Source organism: Shewanella sp. UCD-KL21, assembly GCF_001957135.1.
In the GTDB taxonomy this organism is placed as follows: Bacteria; Pseudomonadota; Gammaproteobacteria; order Enterobacterales; family Shewanellaceae; genus Shewanella.
This window is the reverse complement of sequence record NZ_MPHK01000036.1, coordinates 1-18,787: the sequence shown is the minus strand read 5'-3', so window position 1 is coordinate 18,787 and position 18,787 is coordinate 1. Positions and strand designations below refer to the sequence as shown.

11 protein-coding genes and 2 pseudogenes are annotated in these 18,787 nt (G+C 41.9%); 5 read left to right on the top strand and 8 right to left on the bottom strand.

Features of this window, described 5'->3' with window-relative positions:
* Positions 1 to 194: pseudogene (locus tag BM739_RS20380) on the top strand (group II intron reverse transcriptase/maturase); the annotation flags it as partial.
* A gap of 85 nt (positions 195 to 279) precedes the next feature.
* Here the strand turns inward: BM739_RS20380 and catB are convergent.
* From catB to BM739_RS19450, 5 genes are all read right to left on the bottom strand, one after another.
* On the bottom strand, positions 280 to 912 hold the full coding sequence (gene catB, locus BM739_RS19475; protein WP_076543279.1) for a type B chloramphenicol O-acetyltransferase: 633 nt from the start codon (positions 910 to 912) through the stop codon (positions 280 to 282).
* A 350-nt stretch (positions 913 to 1,262) separates the two neighbouring features.
* Complete coding sequence (locus tag BM739_RS19470) at positions 1,263 to 2,369, bottom strand: IS91 family transposase (RefSeq protein WP_076543278.1); 1,107 nt, start codon at positions 2,367 to 2,369, stop codon at positions 1,263 to 1,265.
* Positions 2,370 to 2,373: 4 nt separating this feature from the next.
* Positions 2,374 to 3,222 (bottom strand): site-specific integrase, encoded by an 849-nt coding sequence (locus BM739_RS19465; RefSeq protein WP_076543277.1) that lies wholly within the window; start codon positions 3,220 to 3,222, stop codon positions 2,374 to 2,376.
* A 1,435-nt stretch (positions 3,223 to 4,657) separates the two neighbouring features.
* The gene (locus BM739_RS19455) at positions 4,658 to 5,050 is read right to left on the bottom strand and encodes an ATP-binding protein (RefSeq protein WP_076543275.1); all 393 of its coding nucleotides are present in this window, start codon (positions 5,048 to 5,050) and stop codon (positions 4,658 to 4,660) included.
* A gap of 141 nt (positions 5,051 to 5,191) precedes the next feature.
* Positions 5,192 to 6,376 carry a SpoIIE family protein phosphatase gene (locus BM739_RS19450; protein ID WP_076543274.1) on the bottom strand — a complete coding sequence of 395 codons (1,185 nt, stop codon included), beginning with the start codon at positions 6,374 to 6,376 and terminating at the stop codon, positions 5,192 to 5,194.
* A 255-nt stretch (positions 6,377 to 6,631) separates the two neighbouring features.
* On the opposite strand from BM739_RS19450, the gene BM739_RS19445 reads away from it, so the two are divergent.
* Positions 6,632 to 10,147 carry a PAS domain S-box protein gene (locus BM739_RS19445; protein ID WP_076543273.1) on the top strand — a complete coding sequence of 1,172 codons (3,516 nt, stop codon included), beginning with the start codon at positions 6,632 to 6,634 and terminating at the stop codon, positions 10,145 to 10,147.
* A 19-nt stretch (positions 10,148 to 10,166) separates the two neighbouring features.
* Positions 10,167 to 11,657, top strand: a complete 1,491-nt coding sequence (locus BM739_RS19440; RefSeq protein WP_076543272.1) for a sigma-54 dependent transcriptional regulator — start codon at positions 10,167 to 10,169, stop codon at positions 11,655 to 11,657.
* A 170-nt stretch (positions 11,658 to 11,827) separates the two neighbouring features.
* Here BM739_RS19440 and BM739_RS19435 read toward each other — a convergent pair whose 3' ends face one another.
* Complete coding sequence (locus BM739_RS19435; RefSeq protein ID WP_076543271.1) at positions 11,828 to 13,297, bottom strand: capsule assembly Wzi family protein; 1,470 nt, start codon at positions 13,295 to 13,297, stop codon at positions 11,828 to 11,830.
* Between the two features lie 2,015 nt (positions 13,298 to 15,312).
* The gene (locus tag BM739_RS19430) at positions 15,313 to 16,272 is read right to left on the bottom strand and encodes an integron integrase (protein WP_076543270.1); all 960 of its coding nucleotides are present in this window, start codon (positions 16,270 to 16,272) and stop codon (positions 15,313 to 15,315) included.
* 74 nt (positions 16,273 to 16,346) lie between these two features.
* Here BM739_RS19430 and BM739_RS19425 point away from each other — a divergent pair, with 74 nt between their 5' ends.
* Positions 16,347 to 17,303, top strand: coding sequence for an IS1595 family transposase (locus BM739_RS19425; RefSeq protein WP_076543269.1), 957 nt, complete (start codon positions 16,347 to 16,349; stop codon positions 17,301 to 17,303).
* Between the two features lie 366 nt (positions 17,304 to 17,669).
* Complete coding sequence (locus tag BM739_RS19420) at positions 17,670 to 18,032, top strand: hypothetical protein (RefSeq protein ID WP_076543268.1); 363 nt, start codon at positions 17,670 to 17,672, stop codon at positions 18,030 to 18,032.
* Positions 18,033 to 18,296: 264 nt separating this feature from the next.
* Here the strand turns inward: BM739_RS19420 and BM739_RS19415 are convergent.
* Positions 18,297 to 18,770 (bottom strand): annotated as a pseudogene (locus BM739_RS19415) (transposase); the annotation flags it as partial.
* Positions 18,771 to 18,787 lie beyond the last annotated feature (17 nt).

The window sequence follows — 18,787 nt, the reverse complement described above, 5'->3', positions numbered from 1 at the left end:
TGCAAAACCTACTTAAACGTGGCGTCAAGATTCAAGTGGCCGTTGGTTGTGGTATCACAAGCAAAGGCCCATGGAGAAGTTCAAAAACACCAGGGATCCAGCAAGCGCTGAGTAATGAGTATCTGAAGAAAGCAGGATTATATTCACTAAGAGATGGATGGGTCGCAGTTCACTATCCTAACCAGAAAGTTTAATTAGGCGTTCTAAATGAACCGCCCTGTGCGGAGCCGCATGCAGGGTGGTGTGGGGGCTGGAGGTTAGATACCTCCGGCTACCCGATTATAAGCGATTCTGATTTTGCCAATAACTATAAAGACCACTGATGTCTGACGAACACATTAAACTCATTGCGCCCTTGATTTGGTCATCGCTCCATTGCCACCATTTCATTTCTAACAACTGAGCAATCTCAATTTCAGTGAAACGATAACGAATATGTTTAGCTGGATTTGAACCAACAATTGAATAAGGCGCGACATCTTTAGTTACGACAGCTCGACTTGCGATAATTGCACCATCACCGACTTTTACACCGCTCATAATCATTGCTTCAGTGCCAATCCAAACATCATTACCAATTACCGTGTCCCCTGAACGTTCAAAGCCATCTTTAGCGTCCGAGAAATTTTCATTCTCTTGATAGAAAAACGGAAACGTACTGACCCAATTATGTTGATGTCCTTGATTGCCTGCCATCATAAAAACAGCACCCGAACCAATTGAGCAATAACTACCAATAATTAATTTATCAATATCCGTTCTATCAGCCAATAAATAACGAGCACAATCATCAAAGCTATGATTATGATAATAGCCAGAATAGTAACTATGCTCACCCACAATAATATTAGGATTGGTCACCTGTTCTTTCAGTGACTTACCCACAAAAGGGCTTTCAAAATAATTGTTCAACCTAAATCCTCTTTTAAGCTTATAACGTTTTAGTATTTATGCATTGCGCTGTTTGCAGGGCATAAATCGCTTGTTGGACTTGGCCGATGCCACATCCCTATTTATCGGTATGGTTTATGCTATAGGAGTTTGCTTTTTGACGGTAATTGTTTTTTGTACAACATCTCGGCTAATCGTTTGTTCTGATTACACCTTTTAAGGTGGGTTTTGTGATATTCCATCTTTCTACTCTGCTTTACTTACCTGTTTTATGCTGATATTGCAGTTTAAGGCCGTGATAGCTTGCCTCAGTTAATTTTCATCAACTCAGCACGCCTTGGATTTCATTGTCTCCCCCCCATTTCTGGTGATTAGCCTGACAACCTTAACTGCGCTTCACGTTCCACGACCTTTAACAGTGGCACCAGCCCCATAAACTTCAGTCGCCCCGTTTCACACTGTGGACAACACCAACATCCTAATGGCTCTGCCGCTTTTGTCTTTTTTACGGGTTGAGCACACAGTTGCTGACGAATGTTAGCGAGTTTTTTACGCCGACAACTGTTGGCTAAAAAGCCCAAATGTCTTATTCGCATCACGCCTTTGGGTAGGACATGCAATAAATATCGTCTGATGAGCTCTACTGGTTTTAACTGTATGACTTTTCGTTGATTATCGCGGTAGTCAGTGTAACTGATACTGACTTTATCTTTGGTCACCGCCTTAAGTCGTGACTCATGCAACATGCCTTTGCGGGTATAGCGCCCAAGATAGGCCACCACAGTCTCTGCTTTATATAGACAAGCTTTACTGTAAACACACCAATCCTTTTTTATCAGTTCATCTGCTTGGGCAACCGTCAGTTCACGCTGGCGCAGCGAGGCTAACATCTTCGCTTTAAAGGCCTTTGATACGGCCTTAACAGGAAATAAATAGTCAGATTTAACCCCGCGCCATTGTCCTTGCGCTGTTACCACCCCGCCAGGTATTAAACAATGCAAGTGAATGTGCTGGGTGAGTGTTTGTCCCCAAGTATGTAACACCGCGGTGCAGCCTAATTGCCCCTGCAAGTGTTTGCGGCTCATGCCAAATCGGCTTAAGGTTTGCCATACCGCTTCAAACAATGCGCAGTAAAGCTGTTTGGCCTGTTCATCACTATTAGTGAGGTGGTTGAGTTGATGGGGCAAGGTAAACACCAAGTGAAAATAGCGACATTGCAGCACTTGCTGTTGCTGCTTGTCTATCCATACTTGCGTTTGCTTACCCTGACAACGTGGGCAATGCCTGTCTCGGCATGAACAAAACACACTCTGCTGATAGTGACATTTATCACACTGCCATTGCTGTTGCCCTAATGCTGCCGTGCGGCACGCTAGTATACGCTGACACACTAAGCGTTGTTGATGACTTAATCGGTGATGTTGTTGATAGTGACCGTAATGTGTTTGCAGGATGTCACTCAAGTGATAATGCGCCATAGCATCACCTTAGGCCTGCCAGTAAATCACAGCCTTGATGACCCAGCTCGGGTGACCAGTGCAGATAGCGTTCAGTAGTTTTGATGCTGCGATGCCCTAACTGTTGCTGTAACTGATTAAGCGGCATCCCTGCTTGTAGCTGATGTGTCGCATAAGCATGACGTAAACTATGAGGGCTACAGGCTTTAACGATACCCGCTAACGCGGCCGATTTTTTAAGGACTTTACGCAGACTCGATTGATGTATTGGGTACAGGTTATCGTGGTATTTAACGCCAAATAACCAGTCTTGAGGGCGGTAGTGTTGCCAGTACTGCCGTAGTAAATTGAGCAATGACGGCGAAATGATAACCAAACGGTCTTTAGCCCCTTTCCCTTGACTCACCTTAAGTAATTGCCGTTGTCCATCAATGTCACTGACTTTCACCCGCACCACTTCACTGACACGTAATCCACAGCCATAACACAGCGCTATCATGGTACGATATTTCTGATTGGGACAATGTTGCAATAACTGCCCGATATCTTGCTGAGTTAGCACTTGCGGCAGTTTTTGACTGGGGCGAGGTAAGCACACATTAATACTAAATTGGCGTTTTAAAATATGTTCAAAGTAAAAGTGAATACCATTTAATTGTAGTTTAATGGTGGCGCGGGATAGACGCTTATCAAGATTTAAATAGCGAAAATAGGCAGTAAGTTGTCCGTCGCTCACGCTATCAATAGCCGCTTCACCCTGTTGTTCAAGGTAGTTTTCAAGTTGATTAATGGCATAAAGATAAGAGTTACGCGTTCGCTCTGAATAGCGTCTAAGGGAAATTTCATCGTGGAATAATTGTGTTTGCACCGACATAAGTTACCTCCTAGAGAGTGGGAGTTCCACTGAGGTAAGTGTGGTTCATATGTCGGCCTTTGGGGCTCCGCGCAGCGGCTTAGTTCAACAGCGTATTAGCGGGAATGCCGATAAACACAAATAGGTACTTTTCGATATTTCACTCGCAAAGTGCTTTAATTATTAATAATTTTAAAACTTATCAGCTTAATTACCTTGAATCAATTACGCTTCAATCAATGTGAAACCGAGAGTTTAGTTAACCGAGAATGATTTGCTCTCGTTATGTAATCTTACGAATTACAGTCTTTATATTAAAATCAGTAACTTAGTATTATCTCAATATATAAACCGAGAATTTTTCGAATTACATAACGAGAAGTAAAATGGGTGAATTCTAAAAATTAAATTATAACTGTTCGTACATACAGTCAAAAAATAGAAGGAGTTATAAGTTTTTTAGGGCATTTATTGAATAATAATGTGCTGTTTATTGAGATTGAGAAAACATGGAAAGTGATGTTGGTTAAAATTAATTATCTAGATCGCCGTAACTCTCAACGGGGAATAAACCCCTTACAAGAACTAACTTTATACTTTATTAATATTGGCACTTTCTCCGTAGACCATAACTTCGATTTAACCAATTGCCTGCCGCAGGCTATCGTGCAAGCACGACTGTGACACGCTGCATCCTTTATATAAATCAAAAGGTCCCTGAAAGCTCGGCCATGACAAATAACATCCATGTTAAACGGCCAGTTCGGCATCCATGCCTCTCGCTCAGAGCGTTTCACACAGTGAAACTTCGCCATGTCATGGACGGTCACAGCCGCGCTTACACCGGAATTTTCACCTCTTCGATTTAGCCTTATATATTGCAACAAGTAAAAGCCAAATATCAAAAGCTAGACAATCTATAAATCTAAGAAAGTAAAAGGCTAAAAGACTCAATTTGAATTGAGGACGTTGAAGAAAATAGCGTGATGCTCACATGGATGTGAGCATAGCTTTCGAGGTGCAGGGTCACTCCTTAACATCCATGCCACCGTGACATTTGTAAATCCATTTACTTCAGACTCACCATCGGAAGCGTTAGGGCTTTTCGACAATGACCGAAGACGGATACAGATGAAGTTAAAAGCTGGATCAATCCCCATCGAAAATCATGCGCTTTTCAGCATTTTTCGTCGGGATGCTGAGGGATTGTTAAGGGGGACAAGCAGTTTCCCCCTTGACTCTGGTGTGGTCGAAGCGCCACGAGGTTAATCCAAACGGAGTTTGGAAATAAGTTATAAAAATCAATTTTCTAAGTCTGGTGCGTATTAAGCTAGTAAAACTAAATACCACGATTTTTGATTTTACGATTAAACACCAACTATATGACATTACTAAACAGCACTTGTTTGAGGCATAAACCTGTTATGACCATCAAGTTTGTATCCCGCCTAAAGCATTAGCCCAAGTTCATACTTAATCTCAAGTGAGTGCCTAATACCGTTGCCTGCTGCTGCACCTGATCCATCCATTGATGCATTATCCATAGGCCGCGGCCGTTGGCTTTGTGTTTGTTAGGACAAGTGCTAGGGGCGATTAATGGGGTAAAGCTTGAGTTATCTAAAATATCAATAATCAACTTGTTATCGTTTTTCTGTAATAACAACTTAATATCTTCAGCGTCATCAGCGCTGTGCTGTTGCACATTATTAGTGGCTTCCAGTACGCAACTGATGAGCTTGAAGCGTTGTAATGGCTCAATTTTATTGCTGATCAAAAACTGTTCTAATTCGTCATAAACTTGATCTGCTGTCATTGAATTGATGCTGATGTTCAATTGAGTGTTATTCATATCAACTCCTTCAGTTGTGAGTCTGTTTGGGTTAATTCAAAAATCTAAGCTGTTAATTTAAGTGCTTATCTTTGCTCTAAATCTAACTCCTATAAGCAACATTTGGCATACAGTTATCATGACCATGATTGCTATAACGTTTTAATCGGGTGCGGTAAATAGCAGTAGTGACATATCATCTTGGGGCTGCGACTGCTGCCAAAGATTGAGCAAGTAACTTAAGTGACTCAATAAATTCGCCGCCGGCATGGCTTTAGCTGATAAGCAGCGCTGCTTTAAGCGCTCTAAGCCAAACATGCCAAACTTTGGATGATTAACTTCATAGACGCCATCCGAAAACAGCAGCAGTTGCTCACCCGGGTAAAGTTGGTATTGACCGCTTTGGTATTGGCAGTGTTTATCAATACCAATGGGCATTCCTGTGGGCACATCAATGGTTTGAACATCGAGTTTGGAGATCACTAACGGTAAGGGGTGACCTGCATTACACAGCTGTAACTCATGGGTATTGATATTAATTTTTCCTATCATTACAGTGGCAAACTGGCCCAAATTACCAGGGTCATCAAAGAGGTTATTTAAGGCGTTCATGACCTTTTCTGGCGATTGCTGCCAGTCCATCCTTTGGGGAGATAAGCCTTGGGCGAGGGTGAAACTGAGCATGGCGGCACTGGCACCATGACCCGATACATCAATGACATAAAAGCCTATCCACTGTTCATCAATTTCAAAGCATTGCAAAATATCGCCTGCAAGTTCCTCTGCGGGTTCAAAATAATGTCGGATAGTCCAGTTGTTGAAGGCTAAATTATTTTTTGGCAGTAAGGATTGCTGTAAAGTTGCAGCTTGGGTCAGTTCAGACTGTTTTTGAGAAAGTAAACTTTGTAGCTGCTGCTTACTTTCAAGTACCGACTTTTTTGCTTGGATAAGCCTCACAGCAGCTTGAATTTTGACTTTTAATACCGAGGCTAAAAAAGGTTTAGTGATGTAATCATCAGCACCTGAGTCCATGGCATAAATCATATCTTGAGTTTGATCATTACCGGTTAAAAGCAAGAAGTAACCGGGATCTGTTTTGGTTTTTAGCCTTTTACACAGCTCAACACCGTTCATCCTAGGCATGCGCCAGTCGCTGACAATTAAGTCAAACTGCTGGGTACGACACTTCTCCAACGCCGTTAATCCATCTTCACATTGCACCATCTCAAACTGCACATTTTCCGGCTGAAAACTTTGAATTAAACTGGCAATGTAATAGCGTTCACTGAATGTGTCTTCCACTAAAAGGATGGAGATAGTCGACGTTGACGCATTAGCATTTTGCATGGCGATTCTCTAATAAGTTTGTCTAATAACCTATTAAGGCAAAAGCTATTCCACAATTTTTTTGTGTTATAAAATCAGATGGTTAAATAACTTTCTAGTAAAGTCTATTATTTGCATTTCCAGATTGGGAATAATTTTTTGCAAAATGCGAACAGGTAATTCATAGTGAGTAATAATGTAGTAAACATTTGCTTTGGAATAGATTTTTGACAGGGTTAAACAGCGCTGTTTGCAAAATGCATCAGGAGAAGGAATTTGTCATTTAGATTAAAAGCGATAATTGCCATTGGATTAATGCAAGTCGTACTGTTACTGATGCTAATTTTTAATAGTTTAGCTGTCATCAAAGAGACCAATCAGCAAGAAGCAAGGCAGCAGGCTCAACTTGCGGCGCAGCTGGTGGCTAATAGTATTAACCCTGATAAGGCCCGCGAGTCCATCTTACTGCTTAAACAATCTTTAGAAGCCCACCACATTAGCCATATTGACTCAATCGAAGTCTTCAAAGCAGATAAATTATTGTATTCAGCTCAGCGTAATGCCCAAGGTATGTTTGAGATCATTAAAGCTGTGAGCCCAAAAGAGCATACGGTTGAGGTGGTAGCTAAGGCCAATAATGGCACTGGCATTCAAATAAGCGTACTTGTTAATACCGATGAATTTGATAATAGCGTTGAAGCCGTGGCTTTGAAATACAGCGGATTAATGATTTTAGTGATCATTTTGATTTCATTTTTATCTTGGTATCAAGGCCTTAAACTCATCAGGCATATTTTTAATATTCAGCATGCCTCAAAGCGGGTGCTTGAAGGGGAATCAGGGGTGCAAGTGGTTGAACCCGGCACCCAAGATATCACCGATACCACCAACGCTTTTAATGCCATGCTCAAAAACTTGGATGAAAAGCGCAGTGATTTACAAGGTGCCAATGTTCGCTTAAATACCATATTAGATTCTGCCGCAGATGGCTTTGTCATTATTGATGTTAATGGCGTGATTAATGAAGTGAACAATGCCGTCAGTAAGTTATTTGGTTATGAAAAAGCACAGCTTATTGATGAAAATGTGTCAATTTTAATGCCGATGGCAGATCGCTTTATGCATGATGGCTATATTCAGCATTATCTTGCAACTGGCGATGCAAAAATTATTGGTAACAGCCGTGAGTTAAAAGCGCAGCATAAAGATGGCAGCTTATTTCCTATCGAGTTAACCATTTCAAAAATGCAAATTGATGGAGAGATCTTATTTTTAGGCTTTATCAAAGATTTAACCGAACTTAAAAAAGAGCAACAAACCGCGGCCAGAACTCAATCTATTTTAGTGGCAACCATTGAAGCCACCCACGATGCGTTAATCTCTATTGATGTTAGCGGCAGGGTGGTTGAGTTCAATGCGGCGGCGGTCAAACTGTTTGGTTATGAGCGCGAAGAGGCATTAGGTGAAATGCTGGAAGATTTAATTATTCCTGCAGGGTTTCATAGTGCCCATAAAAACGGCATGGACCACCACCGCCGTACTGGTGAAGGCCCTGTGCTGAATAATCGCATCGAAGTCCCAGCCCATAATAAAGCAGGCGAGGAGTTTCCGGTTGAATTACGGGTGATCCCCATTCAATTAGGTGACGAAATGTTCTTTACCGCTTTTTTACGCAATATTTCAGAGCAAAAATCCAGAGAAGAAGAATTAAGATTAGCAAAAGAGCAAGCTGAAGCGGGCAGTGAAGCTAAGTCACGCTTTTTAGCCACGATGAGCCATGAGATTCGCTCCCCACTGAATGCCGTACTTGGCAGTGTGGATTTGCTATTAGACTCGCAACTTGAAAAGGGCCAGCGGATGTATGCACGCGCGGCTAAAGAAGCCGGGTCAGTCTTGTTAAGTACCATTAATGATATTTTGGACTTCTCGAAGATTGAAGCAGGGCAAATGCAACTGGAAGCCAAAGAGTTTGAACCTGATAAATTAGTCGCGCAAGTGTTACAGATTTTGTCCCATAAAGCCCATGATAAAGGAGTGCATCTAGGGAGTGTTATTGACCGAGATGTACCGCAAATTTTAATTGGAGACGCGCAGCGAATTAGGCAAGTTTTGCAAAACCTTGTGGATAATGCGATTAAGTTTTCAACCGATGGGTGTATTGCTGTTGAGGTTGAGATTATCAACCGCGATAACGGCAAGGTGCAATTGAGCTGCAAGGTAAAAGATCAAGGCATTGGGATCAGTGAAATATCACAACAGAAATTATTTAGAGAGTTTTCTCAGGTTCATGACACCCATACCACCAGTTATGCAGGTACAGGTTTAGGCTTAGCCATATGTTCTGAACTGGCCAAAATGATGGGGGGAAACCTGAGCGTTCAAAGCCAATTAGGCCAAGGAAGTGAGTTTACATTAACTGTGATACTCGATGAACCTGCTGAAATAACAAGGGTTGATATTTGTTTGCCAACAGCTCCTCGGGTGTTAGTGGTTCACCCCGATATGACCGTTTGTGGGTTAATTGAAAAGCAATACCGCCAATATGGCGTCGAAACATGCTTTGCACATCAGCTCAGCGAGCTTGATAGTCAAGCAAGCATTAGTGGCCAATTTGATGTCATCATGCTCGATGAAAGCTGCATTTTAGACAGTGAACATCAAAGCGTTGAGGGCTTATCAAATCGCTATTTGACTAAGACGGGCTATATCACGGCTTTGTTATCTGGGGTGAATACACAAGTGCAGGCGCGCAGTACTGACTTAGGCATAGTCGAGTCTGTCAGTAAGCCATTAAGCCGAGAGATATTGCTAAGCTTAATCAGTAATGTCAGTAATGTAGAAAAGAGTGATAAGCAGATCGTTGAAAGTAAATTAACCCTGCCTGATGGCTGTAAATTATTACTCGCCGAAGATAGCCCTGTAAACCAAATGGTCGCCGGTACGATATTGACCAATAGCGGCGCAGTCATGACCTATGCTAATAATGGTGTAGAAGCGGTCGAGATAGGGTTAAAGCAAGAGTTTGATTTAATTTTGATGGATATTCGTATGCCTGAAATGGATGGCCTTGAAGCGTGCCGCAAAATTCTTGCTAGTAAACCTGATCAAATTATTCTAGCCATGTCAGCCAACGTATTCAGTGAAGAGGTTGCAGCATGTAAAGATGCCGGCATGCTTGGGTTTATTGGTAAGCCGGTTAAAAAGCAGGATCTGATCTCTGGGATAAATTACTGGTTAACTCAGGTGAAGGGCAATGCTAATGGCGCGATGGAAATAACTCATGAGGTGAGTGACGAGATTGGTGATATAGCAGCAGATACAGAAACTCACATTAAGCCAACAGCTGAGGTAAAGGAAACCCTATTAGCTGACACCACAAATGGCTCAATAGCTGAAACCACAGATGAAACTATCGCAGAAACTATAACTGAAACTATCGCTGATGATGTGTTGTTGGATCAGCAGGTGTTTGATGAGTTACTAAAAGCGGTCGGTGAAGCAAGCTTAGTTAAAATGATGAAGGTATTTCATAATGAAACTAAGATGCGTATCGATATTTTAAAAACCATCACTGCCAACGGAAGCCGAGCAGAGATTGAAGATCAAGTTCATACCATTAAAAGTAGTGCTGGGAGTTTTGGGGCGCAAAAGTTATCTGAAGTTGCCATTTTACTTGAGGCCGCAGCCAGAACCGAAGATGAACCTTTAGCCACATTATTTGAGCAGATATTTGTGGTTGCTGAGCAAAGCTTGAGGTTAATTGAGCAACGATTTGATATCGGTCATAAATAATTAAATAAGGAAGTTACCCATGGGATTTAGTGCCGTTCTTGTAGAAGATAGTATGTCATTAGGCGCATTGTACAGCGAATACCTTTGTGCCGAAGGCGCCGAAGTCACCCTGGTTAATTTTGGTGAAGATGCATTAAAAGAACTGGCCCGTAAACAACCAGACCTATTAGTGTTAGATATTAAATTGCCGGATATGTCGGGAATGGATATTTTGACCAAAGTGCAGCAAGACTACCCGCAGATCACCGTCATTATGATCACCGCCTATGGCACCATTGATTTAGCCGTAGATGCCATGCGCGCCGGTGCATTTGATTTCTTAGTTAAGCCTTTTGATAGTAAAAGGCTAGCGATTACCGTGCGTAATGCACTGAAGCAAAAAGACTTATTAGCACTGGTGACCAATTATGAAAATAGCCTGCCTAAAACAAACTTTCATGGTTTTATTGGTGACTCCTTAGCCATGCAAACCGTGTATAACACCATTGACTGCGTGGCCAACAGTAAAGCGTCGGTGTTTGTGATGGGCGAAAGTGGCACTGGTAAAGAGGTTTGTGCCCAAGCGATCCATCAAGCGGGAACACGGGCACAAGAAGCTTTTATTGCTTTAAACTGCGCCTCAATTCCCAAAGACTTAATTGAAAGTGAAATTTTTGGCCATACCAAAGGCGCCTTTACCGGAGCGGTAAATAACCGTGATGGCGCCGCTACCCGTGCAAATGGCGGCACCTTATTTCTGGATGAACTGTGTGAAATGGATTTAGAGTTGCAAAGTAAATTGCTACGCTTTATTCAAACCGGCGTATTTCAGCGTGTAGGCGGCACTAAAGAAGAAAAAGTTGATGTGCGTTTTATTAGTGCCACCAACCGAGACCCATGGAAAGAAGTACAAGAAGGACGCTTTCGGGAAGATTTATATTATCGCTTACATGTTATCCCTATCGAACTGCCGCCTTTAAGACAAAGGGGCAAAGACGTAATGTCTATTGCTAAAAAGCTGTTGAAGCAATACAGCAAAGAAGAAGGTAAATCTTTTAAACGCTTCTCTACCGAAGTTGAGCGTTGCTTTGTCAATTACCCATGGCCAGGTAACGTGCGTCAACTGCAGAATGTGATCAGGCAAATTGTAGTGCTTAACACAGCCGAAGAAGTGTCTTTAGCCATGTTACCTGCGCAAGTGACTGCGCAAATGAGCGCAGCGGTGTCACTGCCGATGACAGATTTAAATACCTCAGCCGCACCAGTAGAGGCAAAGGCGCATCAAGCACGCGAGTCAGGCTTTGAAAATGCACCTCAACAGGCTATACAAAAAGCCGCAGAAACAGCCCCTAATCAGCAAACTCAGCTCGTTGATGATGATATACAGCCATTGTGGTTAATCGAAAAAATGACCATTGAAACCGCCATTGAGCAATGTGACGGTAATATTCCCAAAGCTGCGGGTTTATTGGATGTAAGCCCTTCGACTATCTATCGTAAAAAGCAGCAGTGGGAAGATAAAGGCCTGTAGTAATGAGCCTGTAATTAAAAATCGCGAATTAACCGCCTGTATGTAAGCGTGATAATTTAGCTATTGATACAGTTAGGCGTAATGCAAACAGCCCATCATTTGATGGGCTGTTTGGTGATTTTGCGCGGTTAAAGACTTTCGCTTAGCAATTAGCAATTAGCAATTAGCCATTAAAAGTCACGTTCCCAGCCAGCGTAAATGGTAGTTTCCCACTCACTACTGGTATCAATTTCTGGATACTCACTATAACCAACAGTGCCGCCAAGCTTTAACTTACCATCGTAAAATGGGCGGTGATAACTGGCATCAAGTTGCAATAAACGTTCGTAACGGCCTGGAGATACCGGATTACCACCCGTTGGGTTGCCAGTATCTACCCCATCAAAGTTAAGTTTGGCATAACGAAACTTAGTCGATAAGCTTTGGCCATGCTGTAGTTGAGTAATACCCCCTAACACCATAACGCGAGAATCATTATCATAGGTGCTGCCTAAGCTGCGGCCATAGTAACGGTAACCACTTTTATAAAAGCCGTGTTCATACATGCAGTTGTAGACGTTAGAGTCTTCACCACAGGCCGCTGCAGTATCTGAGTATTCAGCAAAAAAACGGGTGTTAAGTGAGGCGATGAAAACATCTACTCCGCCTAAATTAGAGGCGTTAATCAGCTTATGTTTGCCATTGTGATAGTCTTCATGGATGCGCTCGTAGTAAATACCATAAGGTACGCCCCAAGCGGTATCAGACCATCTAAAATCGTAACCTGCGAGCATGTTTTCTTGACCGTTTTCAAGCTCACCTTCAGACATCCCGCCATTAAATAAGCCATCCCACCAATCAGACAAGCTGTTGCCGTAGCCTTCACCGCCCCATTGCATGGTCCAAGAAAAGCCAATTTCTAATTTTGAAATGGGTCTTAGGGTACCGCGAGCGCCCCAATGCTGGGTGTCAGGCACATAGCGATCACTTTCCATTTGGCTAAAGCTGGTGGTAAAGGTCCACGGGCCAACCCAGTTTAACCAAGGGGTTTCAAAGGCATTACTGTCATTACGAGAAAAGGTAATGCCTGGCATAGGTCTGGCATTGGTGGTTTGGATTAAACCAGAATCCCAACTTGGGCCCCAATATTTTTGTACTGCGCCGCCAGTGACAATCCAGTTACCCAGTTTGACTGCTGCAAAGCTATTATCTAGGCGAGTTTCATTGCCATCTGCTGAGTCGTAATGGTAACTCGCTGCTAAGCGACCACTAAACCAGTCTTGGGTGACTTCGGCGCTAAATTCCACCTCAGCCTTGTCGCGATAATCATTACCGTAACCAATAAAGCGAGCACTTTCGTTGGCGCCATTTAAGCTTGCACCTAAAGTCACTGCTTGGTGGTCTTTATTGTAAGCGCGCATAATGCGATGGTAAGCATCTTTTTGATGAACCGTCATAGGGCTGTCAGCGGCGTTATCTAAATCTTTTTTTATCCCAGACCACATTAATGGAAATGTAGTAATAGGCTGAATAATCACCCCAGTATCAGAAAGTAATTGTATATCTGCTCTAAGGGGTAAATCTGTAGGCTCTACCCACCAAGCTGCCTGAGTTGAAAAGCTACTAAATAGTGCTATCCCTGCTAGTATTTTTAACTTCATTGAATGCTCTTTGAGGTGAAATAATTCACCAAAATAAAAAATCGGTTGTTAGGGCTATGATAACAGCCAATTGCGTAATTAACGTATTGGCAGAAGCAATTTTTACTGAATGTTACAAAACACTCAAGCCTCGCGGCACAAAGGTAGCCCGTTAGTTGCAAAAATTAATGCTGTAGCCTGAGGATGAATTTTTTGTATTAATTAATAATCAGTCAATGATTAGCGTAAGCAGCTAATGCCTGCTGAGCAATAGGCCTGCAATATGCAATCCTGTAAGCTAATACAATTAAGCTGCACCAAATCTAGATTGCCATTTTGAACAAATCAAAGTCGCGGTGCTTCGCTCATACTAGTTATAAATCGCAAGCTTTATTTAAGTATTGCCAAACTTCGTTTGGATTAACGTCGTGGCGCTTCGCCCACACCAGAGTCAAGGGGGACACTGCTTGTCCCCCTTAACAATCCCTCAGCACCCCGACGAAAAATGCTGAAAAACGCATGATTTTTCGATGGGGATTGCTCCAGCTTCTGACTTCGTTTGTTGCTAACTTCAGTCATTGTCGAAAAGCCCTAACGCTTCCGATAGGCCTTCCATGGCCTAACGAAAGCTAGCTTGGCATCCATGCCAAGCTCACGGCCTTTTCTCGATGACCTCAATCCATATTGAGTAGGAAGCAAATAGATTTTCAGCTTTTTAGCTTTTACTTATCACAATATATAAAGCTAAATCGAAGAGATTATAATCCCAGTGTAGATGCGTTCAAGACCTTCGAAAACAGGGACGTTTTCGCAGAGCCCACAGGGATGTGTTCACGGCGTGTCTTGGATGCATCTGCACATAAGGTGGCTCTTTCACATCTGACCCATAGGGATATGGGAAATGTCATAATGATGTCGGGAACACCATTGACCATGTGATCGCGACATTCGTATATCCTATACAGCACCTGCGGCAGGAAATTGGTTAGTTTGAAGTCATGGCCTGCTGCAACTCAGCCAATTTAAATGAAGTATAAAGTTAGTGGTCGTAACTCGTTTATGCCCCCAAATCTAGATTGCCATTTTGAACAAGTCAAAATCGGGGTGCTTCACTCATACTAGTTATAAATTGCAAGCTTTCTTTAAGTATTTCCAAACTTCGTTTGGATTAACGTCGTGGCGCTTCGCCCACACCAGAGTCAAGGGGGAAACTGCTTGTCCCCCTTAACAATCCCTCAGCACCCCGACGAAAAATGCTGAAAAACGCATAATTTTCGATGGGGATTGATCCAGCTTCTGACTTCGTTTGTAGACGGCTTCAGTCATTGTCGAAAAGCCCTAACGCTTCCGATAGGCCTTCCATGGCCTAACGAAAGCTAGCTTGGCATCCATGCCAAGCTCACGGTCTTTTCTCGATGACCTCAATCCATATTGAGTCGGAAGCAAATAGCTTTTTAGCTTTTACTTATCACAATATATAAAGCTAAATCGAAGAGATTATAATCCCAGTGTAGATGCGTTCAAGACCTTCGAAAACAGGGACGTTTTCGCAGAGCCCACAGGGATGTGTTCACGGCGTGTCTTGGATGCATCTGCACAAAAGCCTGCGGCAGGCAATGGATTAGATTGAAGTCATGGCCTGCTGTAACTGAGCCAATATAAATGAAGTATAAAGTTAGTGGTCGTAACACATTTATGCCCCAAAGTGAGTTTCGTTATTCAAAAGGTAAGTAGGACGAGTAAAGCTTTGTCTATAGAAAACCTAATCTGAAAGGTGGGTTATGCTCAACCTAAAAGTTATACCTATCCCGTCTTTTCCCTCATTGTTACCTCTAATTACACGCAATTATCTAACTCATGCATAATTACACGCAAGACAGGTAAATATGTGTAATTTGATTTACGGATTTATTCCTATTGCCCCTTTATCATTTAGAGCAATTACTCATTCGAACTTTTTTTTTCTGTGCTTGCCTTATATTTACTAATGCGGAAAGCAAAAGATAAGGCCCTAGTAACTTGTCTTGTAGTATGCCTTAAAGACTATCAAGAGGGCTTATGACCCCAGTATGATGGCCACCAATCACATGGGTATATATCTCGGTTGTTTTGACATCACTGTGTCCCAATAACTCTTGGATGGTACGAATGTCATGCCCTTTGAGTAATAAAGATGTTGCAAATGAATGGCGGAAAGTATGGGCGGTAACGCGCTTATCTATACCACTGTTAGTGGTAGCTTGCCTTAATGCACGTGAAAAAGCCGTTGGATGAATATGGTGTCTGCATACGTAGTTGTCACTTGGGTGCATACAACGGCGGCTAGCAGGAAAGATATATTGCCAATGAAACTTAGAGGCGTTACTGCGATATTTTCTGATGAGAGATATGGGCAATGAAGCAAGTCCAAAGCCATCTGACAAATCCGTCTCGTGGAGTTTTTTTACCTGTTTCATTTGTGATTTTAGAGAATCAATCAATCCGTTAGGTAGCATACAAACTCGATCTTTTTGCCCTTTACCTCGGTACACAAAGATAGATTTAGTGGTTAGATCAATATCTTTAACCCTAAGTTTTAAGGCTTCCTTTAAYCTTAGCCCTGAGCCAAATAGGATGGCACCAATTAAATAGTGGTAGCCTGACAAATTGTTGATGATCAGTTTTGCTTCTTCGTTAGACAATACCTGCGGTATTCGTTTAGGGGCTTTTGCATAGGGAAATTGTAACTCATCGGGCTCAATTTTTAACACATGGCGACAAGCAAATACAATGGCACATAGGGCCTGTTTCTGGGTGCTCGCCGACACTTCGCACTCCACTGCTAAAAAGCTGAGAAATTGTTCAATCAAAGTGTGGGTTATATCAGCGCCATGACGAATATTGCAATGTCGAATGAAATAGCGGTTCCAATAGAGGTAGGATTTTTCTGTTTGATAGCTGTAATGGCGTACCCTGATCTCTGTCCGTATAGCCTCCAAAAATGTTAATTGCCCCATAACCGTTACCTTACCAATGCACTGTATTTATATAAGGGCTATCCATTTAGCGCCACCAGTGTCAATATGTAGTGATGAAAACTTCCTCGTATTTATTAAAAACTGGCGTCGATTACCCTAAAAATTGGGACGAATTTGTTGATTGGTTTCATGATGAACAATCTTGTATTAGCTACCTTTACACACTTCGTTGGCCAAACGGATTCATTTGCCCAAGCTGTTCAAGCCATCAATCACCTTATCAGTTAAGTAATGGCAAGTTTAAATGTCATGCTTGCCGTTCTCAGTGTTCAGTAACATCAAGCACACTTTTTGACAAAACAAGAACCCCAATAAAAAGTTGGTTTGCCGCAGTCTGGTTTATTACAAATCAAAAAAATGGTGTCAGTGCTCTTGGAATTCAAAGACTATTAGGTTTTGGGAGTTATCAAACCGCTTGGTCATTAATGCACAAATTAAGATATGCCATGGTTGATCCTGAAAGAGATAAATTGTCAGGAGTCGTGGAGGTTGATGAAACATTGATAGGTGGTGTCATTCCACAATCATCTATTAAAAATCAACAGGGTAAGCGTAAAGCTGTAGTTTTGGTTGCGGTTGAGTTGCTATCACCCACTGGATTTGGTCGGTTACGCTTAAGGCAAGTTGAAAGTGCAACTAAAGAACATATCCATCAATTCATTCAAGATGTAATAGAACCTGGCAGCACAATTTGTAGTGATGGTTCTCAAGCATACAAACAAATAGACAAGAAAGGATATAGGCATAATCGAATAGTGCATTTAGGCTCATCTGTACCTGCGCATGAAACAATGGCAGGGGTACATCGAGTCTCATCATTATGTAAAAGGTGGCTTTTAGGCACATATCAAGGCGCGGTGAAGGCTAAGCAACTTGATTATTATTTAGATGAGTTTACATTTCGCTTCAACAGAAGAAAGTCAGATTCTCGGGGATTATTATTCTACAGGTTGCTTGAACAAGCAGTGCATTCTAAGCCGATAACATACCAATCAATTAAAAATAGATAACCACAATATATAGTGGTTGGTTGTGCTAAGTGGATAGCCCTTATTTATATACAGTTATAGTTCAAGTTAAGATAATTACTATGAAAAAGATGCATAAATCGTTTGATTGGCGCATCGATAATACTAACTTTTAGACATTAACTCATTATTATCAATAGTTTGTAATATATATAAAAGTGCTATGCAGACCTCGTAAACACCTATGCATCTTTTTTATCTGCTAAATTGTCATATTTAACCTGTATTTTTTGTTAAATAACATATTTACAACAAACACTTGCAAGTGATATTTTGACGAAGAGACATACAAGAAAGCAGGAGGTTATCCTGCTGCTAATCAATAAGCTGTTATGTGTTTATCGAACTATGAAGTATAAAAATATAAAGTCAGCGATTCATAATTTTGGGCATAGCTTTGCGAGTTATGAAAACTACGTAAATGATGACTTTGTAATTTATGAATTAAGAAACATTCATAAAAAAGGCTATGATATTTCCGTTAATTGGCTAACTAGAAGTTTTGAGCCTGCACAATTAAATAGTGCTCGTATTGATCGATCTATTGAACTTTGGGCTGATTCATTAGAGGAGCATCTCTTAAGGCAAAATGTAGAGCTTAGGGTAATCAAAAGTTTAGAGTTTAAATGGCCAGCAAAGAAAGGCCACTTTATAATTGCAACCGATGATCGTGGTGTAGTGCATAGAAAAGAAATAATGCATGCAGATTAAAACCACATAACAGATAAGGATAGGCCGCGCGTAGCCGCGTCCTTATCCCAAGTGTTGAACAAGCCCGAGTGATACCTTTATAGTGTAAATATCGGCGTAAGAGCTTACGCTTTTTCGATGTGTGCAGAGCAGTTACATTTTTTACTAGCCGCATAGATCCCTTAGCATCGTCAGCTAATTTCTTTACCTAAAATATCAATGCCTTAGCACCTCCTGATACTTTTCTTGTTCCGCATCTTAAGTGTTAATTTTTAATCCTTCCGCTTAAACAGTGGCGTTAGGTGTGGTTGGTTTTTGCCTAAGAAAGCTTGTCAGTCGTGCATGCTTATTCCTATGCACCCCCATAAATATCATCGGTTGTCGGCAACAAGGGCAAGGTCGTATGGCTTGAGTTTTAGTGGTGTTTTCGAGCGGCGCAAACACGGTGCCAGCAACGGCTAGCATCAAGCGTATTCGTTGCCGCAGCCTGGCTGAACCTCCTCTGAGTAATCCAAAATCTCTGACTCGCCGTAAGCCTTTCGGCAGTACATGTTGCAGTACCAACCATAGAAATTCGACAGTAGGTAATGTACGTATTTCAGTGGTGTTGGTTTGGCTATTTTGATACTCAAAACTAATTTGTCCGTCGATATTACTGACGATATTTTTATCGGGTAACACGCCGCGATAAAGGTATCGCGACAGGTACTTTAACGCTGGCAGTCCTTTACCCACATGTTGGCAGTCTACCACCCACTTTGTCTACCACCCACTTT